This is a genomic window from Rossellomorea sp. H136 (genome assembly GCF_056838065.1).
The window spans coordinates 125,594-138,418 of the sequence record NZ_CM166371.1; the positions used below are offsets into that span (position 1 = coordinate 125,594).

The following is a 12,825-nucleotide window of genomic DNA, read 5'->3' on the forward strand; positions in this document are numbered from 1 at the left end:
TAGGTGGAATATATGACTACTAAATTAATACTTGCTTGTACGGTGTGTGGTTCAAGGAATTATAGTGTACCGGGTAATCGTAATCAAGCAGTTCGATTAGAATTAAAGAAATTCTGTAATACATGTAATGCTCACACCCTACACAAAGAAACAAAATAGTGGAGCACCAAGTCTTGCGTATTGATATTAGTTGGAGGTTACAAACGGATGTTTAAATTCTTTCGCAATGTTGCATCAGAAATGAGAAAGGTCAGCTGGCCTAAACGTAAAGAGTTAACACGCTATACGATTACCGTTATTACAACAGTTGTATTTGTTGCCCTTTTCTTTGCTGTCATTGACCTGGGCATCTCAGAACTTATGCGATTGATCATTGGTTCTAAGTAAGAGAAACATAGAATTAGTTGTATATATACCGTGAAAGCATGGTATAATGAATGTTAATAGAGTACATGACCTTAGAGCCCGTTATCTTTTTACGGGTTTTTTCATTTGGAGAAAAAGGCAAAAGAGTATTCTTAAATAGCGAGGAGGGACGGACGTTTAGTCCTATTAAATGGAGAAGAATTGGTATGTAGTTCATACTTATTCAGGATACGAGAATAAGGTTAAAGCAAACCTTGAGAAACGTGTAGAAACGATGGGGATGCAAGACAAAATCTTCCGCGTGATCGTACCTGAAGAAGAAGAAACAGATTTTAAGAACGGTAAGAAGAAAGTCGTTAAGAAGAAGGTATTCCCTGGTTACGTGATTGTTGAAATCGTCATGACGGATGATTCCTGGTATGTTGTACGTAATACACCTGGAGTTACCGGATTTGTCGGTTCATCGGGATCCGGATCAAAGCCTACTCCGTTACTGCCGGAAGAAGTAACAAACCTTCTGAAGCAAATGGGCATGACAGAGAAAAAGGTAGAGATCGACTTCGAATTAGGAGAAACAGTAAAAGTAAACGAAGGTCCGTTTGCAAACTTCACTGGCTCAATCGAAGAGATAGATAATGCGAAAGCAAAAGTGAAAGTCCATGTTAATATGTTTGGCAGAGATACACCGGTAGAACTGGATTTCTCCCAAATAGATAAATTATAATGGAAAAGAACTTGAAATCATTCTGAAAAAATGGTACTATTTCATAAGTCAGTGCGTCTCCACAAAGAGATACTGAAACTAATAGACGTTCTTTATGTTGATAAAGACATTTTTTACATGAGTGGGAGGGTGAAAAACCCAATAACCACATCACGGACTTAAGGAGGTGTGTCTCGTGGCTAAAAAAGTTATCAAAATGGTTAAATTGCAGATTCCTGCCGGTAAAGCTAATCCAGCTCCACCAGTTGGTCCTGCACTAGGTCAAGCAGGTGTTAACATCATGGGATTCTGTAAGGAATTCAATGCTCGTACAGCAGATCAAGCTGGCTTAATCATTCCTGTTGAAATTACGGTATTTGAAGACCGTTCATTTACATTCATCACAAAAACTCCACCCGCTGCAGTTTTACTTAAAAAAGCAGCTGGTATTGAGTCTGGTTCAGGCGAACCAAACAGCAAGAAAGTGGCAACACTTAAACGCGACAAAGTACGTGAAATTGCTGAAACAAAAATGCCTGACTTAAATGCAGCTAGTGTTGAATCAGCTATGCGCATGGTAGAAGGAACTGCGCGCAGCATGGGTATCGTCATCGAAGACTAATCCCTGCTTCGTTAAAGGTCCTGTTGAACGAGGTTGCGATGATGAAATGTACGTTTCACTCGCAACCTTATTTCGTGGGAGGTTATTCCGCTAAAACCACATATAGGAGGAAATATAAAATGGCAAAAAAAGGTAAAAAGTTTCTTGAAGCTCAAAAGCTTGTAGATCGTACTACAGCTTACTCAGTTGAAGAAGCAATCGAACTAGTTAAGAAAACAAATTTCGCTAAGTTTGACGCGACGATCGAAGTAGCGTTCCGCTTAGGTGTAGATACTCGTAAAAACGACCAGCAAATCCGTGGAGCAGTTGTGCTTCCGCACGGAACTGGTAAAACTCAAAAAGTTCTTGTATTCGCTAAAGGCGATAAAGCAAAAGAAGCAGAAGCTGCTGGCGCTGATTTCGTAGGTGACGCAGAACTTATCAACAAAATCAACCAAGGTTGGTTCGAGTTCGACGTAATCGTAGCAACTCCGGACATGATGGGTGAAGTTGGTAAACTTGGTCGTGTATTAGGACCTAAAGGATTAATGCCAAACCCTAAAACTGGAACAGTTACTTTCGATGTAACAAAAGCTGTAAATGAAATCAAAGCAGGTAAAGTTGAATACCGTGCTGACAAATCAGGTAACGTTCACGTTCCTGTTGGGAAGATCTCATTCGACAACGACAAGCTTGTTGAAAACTTTGCTACAATGTATGAAACAATGCTTAAAGTTAAACCTGCTGCTGCAAAAGGAACTTACATGAAAAACGTTTCTGTAACTTCCACTATGGGACCTGGCGTTAAAGTCGATCCTTCATCTTTCGCAGTTAAGGCATAATTTGGTATTGACTTACTAGGGGCTAGTGATTATAATTAGTTCTGTTGTTAAAAAACGAATACATTTGTACCGTAGACAGTAGGTGCTCGTTAAGAGCTTAATGCCCTGCCGAGGTAATTGCGATAAAATAACCGCTTATAGCGTGTTTGCAATGCCCTTATGTCTACCTTGATATAAGGGCATTTTTTATTGGATGACGGTATAAATGTTCATCAGTCAATCTACAGGAGGTGTAATGATGAGCAGCATTCTAGAACAAAAGAAACATATCGTTGGAGAAATCTCTGACAAGCTAAAAAACAGCGTATCTACAATCGTTGTAGATTACCGTGGTCTTGATGTTTCCGAAGTAACTGAGCTTCGTAAACAACTTCGTGAAGCTGGCATCGACTTCAAAGTGTACAAAAACACTATGGTGCGTCGTGCGGCAGAAGAAGCTGGTCTTGAAGGGTTAAACGAATTCTTAACTGGTCCTAACGCAATCGCGTTCAGCAGTGAAGAAGTAGTTGCACCTGCAAAGATTCTTAACAGCTTTGCTAAAGAACACGAAGCGCTTGAAATCAAAGCGGGTGTCATCGAAGGAACAATCACTTCAGTTGAGGATGTTAAAGCAATCGCTGAACTTCCAAGTCGCGAAGGACTTCTTTCTATGCTACTCAGCGTGCTTCAAGCACCAATGCGCAACTTTGCATTGGCAACAAAAGCCGTTGCAGATCAAAAAGAAGAGCAAGGCGCGTAAGTTAAAGCAAGTCGTTTAAATAAAAATTAAGCACACATTACAAGGAGGAAATTTAAAATGAGTAAAGAGCAAATCATTGACGCGATTAAAGAAATGTCAGTTCTTGAATTAAATGATCTAGTTAAAGCAATCGAAGAAGAATTCGGAGTAACTGCTGCTGCACCTGTAGCTGTAGCTGCTGGTGGCGGAGAAGCTGCTGCAGAAAAAACTGAATTCGACGTAATCCTTGAGAGCGCTGGATCTCAAAAAATCAAAGTTATCAAAGTTGTTCGTGAAATCACAGGTCTTGGCCTTAAAGAAGCGAAAGAAGTTGTTGATAACACTCCAAAAGCTCTTAAAGAAGGTATTTCTAAAGAGGAAGCTGAAGAACTTAAAGCTAAACTTGAAGAAGTTGGAGCTGGCGTAGAAGTTAAGTAATGATTGTATAGATGAAAAGCTCGCTATATTTGGCGGGCTTTTTTCTTGTCTGGCTTCTAACGGAATTTAAACATGGATGTTTATCGTCTGTTATCTTCAGTCCATTTGGGCATGATGGTTAATAGACGTGATGTAAGAATGGATGGAGATGATATAATGACCAATCACTATTATTCTCATAACCCTGATGTAGAGAGTAACCCCCAAACGATCACCTTTGAGTTGAGAGGAAATGCGTTCCGTTTCAAAACGGATCAAGGTGTTTTCTCGAAGAAGGAAGTTGACTTTGGTTCTAGAGCTTTGATTGAAACGTTTGAATTAACTGGCGTAACGGGTCCGTTACTGGATGTCGGTTGTGGGTATGGTCCGATCGGTTTGTCTTTAGCAAAAGAAAACGATGATCGTATGGTTCATATGATTGATGTAAATGAGAGAGCGTTATCTTTAGCGAAGGAAAATGCTAGAGGGAATAAAGTGCAAAACGTGTGCATCTATCATAGTGACCGATATACGAATGTCGTTGAAACGGAATTTGCGGCCATTTTAACGAACCCGCCGATAAGAGCAGGGAAAGAAACGGTTCATTCGATTCTTGAAACTAGTTATGACTACCTGAAGGAGAATGGTGAATTGTGGGTCGTTATTCAGAAGAAACAAGGTGCTCCGTCTGCCATGGATAAAATGGAAGAATTGTTTTCAAATGTAGAAATAATCGCTAGAAAAAAGGGATACTACATCTTGAAATCGGTAAAAGAAATCCGTTGACGTAGCATTACTGCTATGATAACATTATAAAATGCAAAAATATTATTTTCCGGTATTATGTCCATATGTATATATATTGGATGAATTGGAAAAGATTATAAAATAATAGTTCGTCATTTGAAAATGAGGTTTTATCATTAAAACCCTTTTTCTTTTTGTCTTGTGTAGAGTAGCATTCCTACTTGAAGGCATATAGACACAACCAAAACGCTTGATTTGAGGGGTGAATCAGTTGACAGGTCAACTAGTTCAGTATGGACGACACCGCCAACGCAGAAGTTTTGCGCGTATCAGTGAAGTTTTAGAATTACCGAATTTAATCGAAATTCAAACTTCCTCGTATCAATGGTTTCTTGATGAGGGGTTAAGAGAAATGTTCCGTGACATTTCTCCGATTGAGGACTTCACTGGTAATCTCTCTTTGGAATTCATTGACTATAGTCTGGGAGAGCCAAAGTACTCGGTGGAAGAATCAAAGGAAAGAGATGTTACTTACTCTGCACCGCTTAGAGTGAAAGTCCGTCTTGTGAACAAGGAAACAGGAGAAGTTAAAGATCAAGACGTATTTATGGGTGACTTCCCATTAATGACAGACACAGGTACTTTTGTCATTAATGGTGCTGAGCGCGTTATCGTATCTCAGCTAGTACGTTCACCTAGTGTTTACTTTAGCGGAAAAGTAGATAAGAACGGAAAGAAAGGGTTTACTGCTACCGTTATACCAAACCGCGGAGCTTGGCTTGAGTATGAAACAGATGCGAAAGATGTTGTATATGTGCGAATTGATCGAACTCGCAAACTACCGGTAACGGTTCTTTTACGTGCCCTTGGGTTTGGCTCTGATCAAGAAATCATCGATTTGATCGGTGATAATGAGTACATTCGTAACACGCTCGAGAAAGACAACACGGAAGGTATCGACAAGGCATTGCTCGAGATTTACGAGCGTCTGCGTCCAGGAGAGCCTCCTACAGTAGAAAATGCTAAAAGTTTACTCGTTTCTCGTTTCTTTGATCCTAAGCGTTATGACTTAGCAAACGTTGGACGTTACAAAATGAACAAAAAGCTTCACATTAAGAACCGTTTATTCGGTCAAACTCTAGCAGAAACTCTAGCAGATCCGGAAACGGGTGAGATTCTGGCGGAGAAAGGCACGGTTCTTGATCGTCGCGCTCTAGATAAGGTTATTCCTTATTTAGAAAATGGCATCGGGTTTAAAAACTACCAACAGTCTGGTGGCGTGTTAGAAGAAGACGTTGTTCTTCAATCTATCAAAATCTATTCTCCTAACGAAGAGGGAGAATTTGAGATTAATGTCATCAGCAATGCGTATGTTGAAGAAGAGGTTAAGTACATTACACCTGCAGATATCATCTCTTCTATTTCTTATTTCTTTAACTTATTACATGGAGTAGGACTAACGGATGATATTGACCATTTAGGTAACCGTCGTTTACGTTCTGTAGGTGAATTGCTTCAAAACCAATTCCGTATCGGTTTATCACGTATGGAGCGTGTAGTTCGTGAAAGAATGTCCATTCAGGACACGAACACGATCACACCTCAGCAACTGATCAACATCCGTCCGGTAATCGCATCAATTAAAGAGTTCTTTGGAAGCTCTCAATTGTCTCAATTCATGGATCAAACGAATCCTCTTGCAGAATTAACGCACAAACGTCGTCTTTCTGCTTTAGGACCTGGTGGATTAACGCGTGAACGTGCAGGATTCGAAGTACGTGACGTACATTACTCCCACTATGGTCGTATGTGTCCGATTGAAACGCCTGAGGGACCAAACATCGGACTGATCAACTCACTTTCTTCATTTGCGAAAGTGAATAAATTCGGCTTTATCGAAACGCCGTATCGTCGTGTTGACCCTGATTCAGGGAAAGTAACCGATCGTATCGATTACTTGACGGCAGACGAAGAAGATAACTATGTAGTGGCACAAGCAAACGCGCGTCTTGGTGATGACGGAGCATTCCTTGATGAAGAAGTCATCGCTCGCTTCCGTGGTGAAAACACGGTTATCAAACGTGAACGTCTGGACTACATGGATGTATCTCCTAAACAAGTAGTATCAGCTGCGACAGCATGTATTCCTTTCTTGGAGAACGATGACTCTAACCGTGCTCTTATGGGAGCGAACATGCAGCGTCAAGCAGTACCTTTAATGAATCCGGAATCACCGATTGTCGGAACGGGTATGGAACACGTATCTGCGAAAGACTCTGGTGCAGCTGTGATTTGTAAATATGAAGGTATTGTAGAAAAGGTTGAAGCGAAACAAGTTTGGGTACGTCGTGTGAAAGAAATCGACGGTCAAGAAGTAAAAGGTGACCTCGATAAATATCGTATGCAAAAATTCATCCGTTCTAACCAGGGTACATGTTACAACCAGCGTCCGATCGTAAGTGAAGGTGACCGGGTAGTTAAAGGAGAAATCCTTGCTGATGGTCCTTCAATGGAAAAAGGAGAACTCGCCTTAGGACGTAACGTTATGGTTGGATTCATGACTTGGGACGGTTACAACTATGAAGATGCGATCATCATGAGTGAACGTCTTGTAAAAGACGATGTATATACTTCAATTCATATTGAAGAATATGAGTCTGAATCTCGTGATACGAAATTAGGACCTGAAGAAATCACTCGTGATATTCCAAACGTTGGTGAAGATGCACTTCGCAATCTTGATGAGCGTGGAATCATCCGCATCGGTGCTGAAGTAAAAGATGGCGACTTACTTGTCGGTAAAGTAACGCCTAAGGGTGTAACGGAGTTGACTGCTGAAGAACGCCTGTTACATGCAATCTTCGGTGAGAAAGCTCGTGAAGTCCGGGATACATCACTTCGTGTACCACATGGTGGGGGAGGAATCATCCTCGATGTCAAAGTCTTCAATCGTGAAGACGGCGATGAATTACCACCAGGTGTAAACCAGCTTGTACGTGTATACATCGTTCAGAAGCGTAAGATTTCTGAAGGTGACAAAATGGCTGGTCGTCACGGTAACAAAGGTGTTATCTCAAGGATCCTTCCTGAAGAAGACATGCCGTTCTTACCGGACGGTACACCGATCGATATCATGTTGAACCCATTAGGGGTACCATCACGTATGAATATCGGACAGGTGCTTGAACTTCACTTAGGTATGGCAGCAAGATATCTCGGTGTACATGTCGCTTCACCAGTATTTGATGGAGCGCGTGAAGAAGACGTATGGGCAACCATCGAAGAAGCCGGTATGGCACGTGATGCGAAAACCGTTCTTTATGATGGTAGAACAGGTGAACCGTTTGATAACCGTGTATCAGTGGGAATCATGTATATGATCAAGCTTGCTCACATGGTCGATGACAAACTTCACGCACGTTCAACAGGTCCTTATTCACTTGTTACGCAGCAACCGTTGGGTGGTAAAGCTCAATTCGGTGGACAGCGTTTCGGTGAGATGGAGGTATGGGCACTTGAAGCTTATGGTGCTGCTTACACTCTGCAAGAAATTCTGACGGTTAAGTCTGATGATGTTGTGGGTCGTGTGAAAACATACGAAGCCATTGTCAAAGGTGAAAACGTTCCTGAACCGGGAGTTCCGGAATCATTCAAGGTTCTGATCAAAGAGCTTCAAAGTTTAGGTATGGATGTTAAGATCCTCTCTAGTAACGAAGAAGAAATTGAAATGCGTGACTTAGAGGATGAAGAAGAAGTACAACAAGCAGACACGCTAAATATCTCTGAATCTAATGCACAAGAATCCGAGACAGTAGGGTCAAAAGAATAAATTTAGAGCAATTAGGGTTAGAGCCTGTAGATTAAAAGGGAGGTAGGCCCCTTGCTAGATGTAAATAATTTTGAGTATATGAAAATTGGTTTAGCTTCCCCCGATAAGATCCGTTCGTGGTCTTTCGGGGAGGTTAAAAAACCTGAAACGATTAACTATCGTACATTAAAACCTGAAAAAGACGGTTTGTTCTGTGAACGTATCTTCGGTCCTACGAAGGACTGGGAATGTCACTGTGGAAAATATAAACGCGTCCGTTATAAAGGCGTCGTTTGTGACCGCTGTGGTGTTGAAGTAACAAAGGCTAAAGTTCGTCGTGAACGTATGGGTCACATTGAGCTGGCTGCCCCTGTATCCCACATCTGGTACTTCAAAGGAATTCCAAGCCGTATGGGACTTGTTTTAGACATGTCTCCCCGCGCTTTGGAAGAAGTTATCTACTTTGCTTCCTATGTTGTAACAGAACCGGGTGACACGGCTCTGGAAAGAAAGCAACTTCTTTCTGAGAAAGAGTACCGTGCGTATCGTGAGAAATACGGAGTTAAATTCCAAGCTGCAATGGGAGCTGAAGCGATTAAAAAGCTTCTTCAAGACATTGACCTGGATAAAGAAGCTGATTTCCTTAAAGAAGAACTGAAAACAGCTCAAGGTCAACGCCGTACCCGTGCAATCAAACGTTTAGAAGTAGTGGAATCTTTCAGAAACTCAGGAAATGATCCGGATTGGATGATTCTTGATGTACTACCTGTCATTCCTCCAGAGCTTCGCCCGATGGTTCAGCTTGACGGTGGACGCTTTGCAACTTCTGACTTAAATGATTTATATCGTCGTGTTATTAACCGTAATAACCGTTTGAAACGTTTATTGGACCTTGGTGCTCCAAGTATCATCGTTCAAAACGAGAAGCGTATGCTTCAAGAAGCGGTCGACGCTTTAATTGATAATGGCCGTCGCGGACGTCCAGTTACTGGACCAGGTAACCGTCCATTAAAATCTCTTTCACACATGCTTAAAGGGAAGCAAGGTCGTTTCCGTCAGAACCTTCTTGGTAAACGTGTTGACTATTCAGGTCGTTCTGTAATCGTCGTTGGACCTAACCTTAAAATGTATCAATGTGGTCTTCCTAAAGAAATGGCTCTTGAGTTATTCAAACCATTTGTTATGAAAGAACTTGTTGAAAAAGGATTGGCTCACAACATTAAGAGTGCAAAACGCAAGATCGAACGCGTACAACCGGAAGTATGGGATGTATTAGAAGGGGTTATTAAAGAACATCCAGTTCTCTTAAACCGTGCACCTACTCTTCACAGACTTGGTATTCAAGCATTCGAACCAACTCTTGTCGAAGGTAGAGCGATCCGTCTTCACCCACTTGTATGTACTGCATACAACGCGGATTTTGATGGTGACCAAATGGCGGTTCACGTACCTCTATCTTCTGAAGCACAAGCTGAAGCACGCATGCTGATGCTTGCTGCCCAAAACATTCTTAATCCGAAAGACGGTAAGCCAGTTGTTACTCCGTCCCAGGATATGGTATTAGGTAACTATTACCTTACACTTGAGCGTGAAAATGCTGTTGGTGAAGGTATGATCTTCAATGATGCAAATGAAGTAATCCTTGCTTATCAAAATGGTTATGTACACTTGCATACCCGTATTGCGATCCATGCCAGCACAATCAACAACAAAACGTTCACTGAGAAGCAAAATAAACAATTATTATTAACAACGGTAGGTAAAGTAATCTTTAACGAGATCTTGCCTGATACATTCCCGTTCATTAACGAACCAACAAGAACGAACTTGGAAGTAGCTACTCCTGAGAACTACTTTGTTGATCCGTCAACGGACGTTAAAGAAGTATTCCAAAACCGTGAGTTAATCAACCCGTTCAAAAAAGGATTCTTAGGGAATATCATTGCGGAAGTATTCAAGAAGTTTGCTATCACTGAAACGTCTCGTATGCTTGATAAGATGAAAGACTTAGGATTCAAATACTCTACCAAAGCCGGTATTACGGTTGGTATCGCAGATATCGTCGTACTAGCGGAAAAAGAAGAAATCTTAATCGAAGCACAAAGTAAAGTAGACAACGTATTAAAACAATTTAAACGTGGTCTTATTACAGAAGATGAAAGATACGATCGTGTTATCTCAATCTGGAGTGCTGCAAAAGATACGATTCAAGGTAAATTAATGGCGACTCTTGATAAACGCAACCCGATCTTCATGATGAGTGATTCAGGTGCCCGTGGTAACGCATCTAACTTTACTCAGCTTGCTGGTATGCGTGGACTGATGGCCAACCCGGCTGGACGTATCATTGAGTTACCGATCAAATCAAGTTTCCGTGAAGGTTTAACGGTTCTTGAGTACTTTATCTCTACACATGGTGCCCGTAAAGGTCTTGCCGATACAGCACTGAAAACAGCTGACTCAGGTTACCTGACACGTCGTCTTGTTGATGTGGCCCAGGATGTAATCGTTCGTGAAGAAGACTGTGGGACGGACAGAGGCCTACTTGTAGGATCCATTAAAGAGGGTACAGAAATCATCGAGCCTCTTGAAGAACGTTTGCTTGGTCGTTACTCACGTAAAACATTACGTCACCCTGAGACAGATGAAATCATCATCACAGAAAATCAGCTGATCACAGAAGACTTAGCTAAGACGATCATTGATGCTGGTGTCGAACATGTTTCGATCCGTTCTGCTTTCACATGTAACACTAGACATGGTGTTTGTGAGAAATGTTATGGAACGAACTTGGCAACAGGACAAAAAGTCGAAGTAGGGGAAGCTGTTGGGATCATCGCTGCTCAATCCATCGGGGAACCGGGTACACAGTTAACGATGCGTACGTTCCATACTGGTGGGGTTGCAGGAGACGATATCACTCAAGGTTTACCGCGTATCCAAGAGATCTTCGAAGCGCGTAATCCTAAAGGTCAAGCCGTTATTTCTGAAATTGATGGTGTAATTACTTCCATCAGTGAAGGAAAAGATCGTCAGTACGAAATTACCGTTCAAGGTGATGTGGAAACGAGAAGTTACACAGCACCTTACACAGCCCGATTGAAATTCGCTGTGAATGATAAAGTAGTACGCGGTCAGGAAATCACTGAAGGTTCAATCGATCCAAAAGAACTTCTTAAAGTGCGTGATGTGTCAGCTGTACAAGAATACTTGCTGCGTGAGGTACAAAAAGTATACCGTATGCAAGGGGTTGAAATCGGCGACAAACACGTTGAGGTTATGGTTCGTCAAATGTTACGCAAGGTTCGTGTTATTGATGCGGGTGAATCTGAGGTACTACCAGGTACTCTTATGGACATCCATCAATTCAGAGATGCGAACGAAAAAGCTCTATTTGGCGGAAAGCTTCCAGCAACAGGACGTCCTGTACTGCTCGGAATCACCAAAGCTTCACTTGAAACGGACTCCTTCTTATCAGCAGCATCGTTCCAGGAAACAACTCGTGTGTTAACGGACGCTGCCATTAAAGGAAAACGTGATGAGTTACTTGGATTGAAAGAAAATGTTATCATCGGTAAATTGGTTCCTGCCGGTACAGGTATGCAACGTTACCGCAAGGCAGAGCCGGTATTAGCAGAAGATACTAGTGAAGAAACAGTAACAGTCGAGTAATCTATTTAGGCTAACTCTTAGGCGCGTTTGATTGCTCAAACGTAAGCTCTAAGAGTTAGCTTTTATAAATCTTTTAAATCTATGTTGACACAGAGATTTTAAGATGATAATATATTCAAGGTTGCTCCTATTAATAACCTGTTACTTTGGAGGATATGGAATGTCTTATGAAAAAGTAGCGCAGGCTAAAGAAATTATTGTAGGAACAAAGCAAGCAGTGAAAGCTCTAAAAATAGGTCATGTACTAGAAGTTGTTATTGCGGAGGATGCTGATCCCAAAGTTACAGCGAAAGTAGTTCAGGCCGCTATTGATCTTAAAGTACCGGTTAACAAAGTCGATTCTATGAAGAAACTTGGTAAATCGTGCGGAATAGATGTTGGAGCAGCAGCTGTTGCGATTATACAGTAAAATAGTTTTTGTAGAAGCTATCTGCAAAAACTTTACTTTTACCCAAAAAAGAACCACCTGGATGTGTGGGCTTACCAAATAAGAAGGGAGGAAAACAAAATGCCAACTATTAACCAATTAGTTCGCAAGCCTCGTCAGTCTAAATCAACTAAATCAAAGTCACCTGCACTTAACAAAGGTTATAACAGCTTTAAGAAAGTGCACACGAACTTGTCTTCTCCACAAAAACGTGGTGTATGTACTCGTGTTGGTACAATGACTCCAAAGAAACCGAACTCGGCGTTACGTAAATATGCTCGTGTTCGTTTAACAAATGGAATCGAGGTTACTGCTTACATTCCTGGTATCGGACATAACCTTCAAGAGCACAGTGTTGTTCTTATCCGTGGAGGACGTGTAAAGGATTTACCGGGGGTACGTTATCACATCGTACGTGGTGCGCTTGATACAGCTGGAGTTGAAGGCCGTATGCAAGGACGTTCTAAATACGGAACTAAGCGCCCTAAAGCAGCTAAAAAATAATAAAAAAATCATAAATTCAT

At 41.5% G+C, this 12,825-nt stretch carries 12 protein-coding genes and 1 other annotated feature; all 12 genes read left to right on the top strand.

Features of this window, described 5'->3' with window-relative positions:
* The first annotated feature begins 12 nt into the window (after nt 1-12).
* On the top strand, nt 13-159 hold the full coding sequence (gene rpmG / locus ACYH0O_RS00650) for a 50S ribosomal protein L33 (protein WP_079534455.1): 147 nt from the start codon (nt 13-15) through the stop codon (nt 157-159).
* Between the two features lie 48 nt (nt 160-207).
* A complete protein-coding gene (secE, locus tag ACYH0O_RS00655; RefSeq protein ID WP_044340513.1) occupies nt 208-387 on the top strand; it encodes a preprotein translocase subunit SecE in 180 nt (59 codons plus the stop codon).
* Nucleotides 388-556: 169 nt separating this feature from the next.
* The gene (gene nusG / locus ACYH0O_RS00660; RefSeq protein ID WP_098353402.1) at nt 557-1,090 is read left to right on the top strand and encodes a transcription termination/antitermination protein NusG; all 534 of its coding nucleotides are present in this window, start codon (nt 557-559) and stop codon (nt 1,088-1,090) included.
* A gap of 175 nt (nt 1,091-1,265) precedes the next feature.
* Nucleotides 1,266-1,691 (top strand): 50S ribosomal protein L11, encoded by a 426-nt coding sequence (gene rplK / locus ACYH0O_RS00665; RefSeq protein WP_032085258.1) that lies wholly within the window; start codon nt 1,266-1,268, stop codon nt 1,689-1,691.
* 74 nt (nt 1,692-1,765) lie between these two features.
* Entirely contained in the window at nt 1,766-2,512 is a 747-nt protein-coding gene (rplA, locus tag ACYH0O_RS00670) for a 50S ribosomal protein L1 (RefSeq protein WP_282139298.1), read from the top strand.
* 51 nt (nt 2,513-2,563) lie between these two features.
* Nucleotides 2,564-2,708, top strand: a sequence feature (ribosomal protein L10 leader region).
* Nucleotides 2,709-2,750: 42 nt separating this feature from the next.
* On the top strand, nt 2,751-3,251 hold the full coding sequence (gene rplJ, locus ACYH0O_RS00675) for a 50S ribosomal protein L10 (protein WP_148971232.1): 501 nt from the start codon (nt 2,751-2,753) through the stop codon (nt 3,249-3,251).
* Between the two features lie 57 nt (nt 3,252-3,308).
* Nucleotides 3,309-3,668 (top strand): 50S ribosomal protein L7/L12, encoded by a 360-nt coding sequence (gene rplL / locus ACYH0O_RS00680; protein ID WP_148971233.1) that lies wholly within the window; start codon nt 3,309-3,311, stop codon nt 3,666-3,668.
* Between the two features lie 156 nt (nt 3,669-3,824).
* Nucleotides 3,825-4,433, top strand: coding sequence for a class I SAM-dependent methyltransferase (locus ACYH0O_RS00685; protein ID WP_482630776.1), 609 nt, complete (start codon nt 3,825-3,827; stop codon nt 4,431-4,433).
* 232 nt (nt 4,434-4,665) lie between these two features.
* Nucleotides 4,666-8,223, top strand: coding sequence for a DNA-directed RNA polymerase subunit beta (gene rpoB, locus ACYH0O_RS00690; protein ID WP_148971235.1), 3,558 nt, complete (start codon nt 4,666-4,668; stop codon nt 8,221-8,223).
* Nucleotides 8,224-8,274: 51 nt separating this feature from the next.
* Nucleotides 8,275-11,874 (top strand): DNA-directed RNA polymerase subunit beta', encoded by a 3,600-nt coding sequence (rpoC, locus tag ACYH0O_RS00695; protein WP_148971236.1) that lies wholly within the window; start codon nt 8,275-8,277, stop codon nt 11,872-11,874.
* A 160-nt stretch (nt 11,875-12,034) separates the two neighbouring features.
* Nucleotides 12,035-12,283, top strand: a complete 249-nt coding sequence (locus ACYH0O_RS00700) for a 50S ribosomal protein L7ae-like protein (protein WP_044340520.1) — start codon at nt 12,035-12,037, stop codon at nt 12,281-12,283.
* A gap of 99 nt (nt 12,284-12,382) precedes the next feature.
* Entirely contained in the window at nt 12,383-12,805 is a 423-nt protein-coding gene (gene rpsL, locus ACYH0O_RS00705; protein WP_032085266.1) for a 30S ribosomal protein S12, read from the top strand.
* Nucleotides 12,806-12,825 lie beyond the last annotated feature (20 nt).

Excerpts from the sequence above, each read along its gene's own strand:
- rpmG (WP_079534455.1), top strand. The coding sequence starts at position 13 with ATGACTACTAAATTAATACTTGCTTGTACGGTGTGTGGTTCAAGGAAT.
- secE (WP_044340513.1), top strand. The coding sequence starts at position 208 with ATGTTTAAATTCTTTCGCAATGTTGCATCAGAAATGAGAAAGGTCAGC.
- nusG (WP_098353402.1), top strand. The coding sequence starts at position 557 with ATGGAGAAGAATTGGTATGTAGTTCATACTTATTCAGGATACGAGAAT.
- rplJ (WP_148971232.1), top strand. The coding sequence starts at position 2,751 with ATGAGCAGCATTCTAGAACAAAAGAAACATATCGTTGGAGAAATCTCT.
- rplL (WP_148971233.1), top strand. The coding sequence starts at position 3,309 with ATGAGTAAAGAGCAAATCATTGACGCGATTAAAGAAATGTCAGTTCTT.
- ACYH0O_RS00685 (WP_482630776.1), top strand. The coding sequence starts at position 3,825 with ATGACCAATCACTATTATTCTCATAACCCTGATGTAGAGAGTAACCCC.
- ACYH0O_RS00700 (WP_044340520.1), top strand. The coding sequence starts at position 12,035 with ATGTCTTATGAAAAAGTAGCGCAGGCTAAAGAAATTATTGTAGGAACA.
- rpsL (WP_032085266.1), top strand. The coding sequence starts at position 12,383 with ATGCCAACTATTAACCAATTAGTTCGCAAGCCTCGTCAGTCTAAATCA.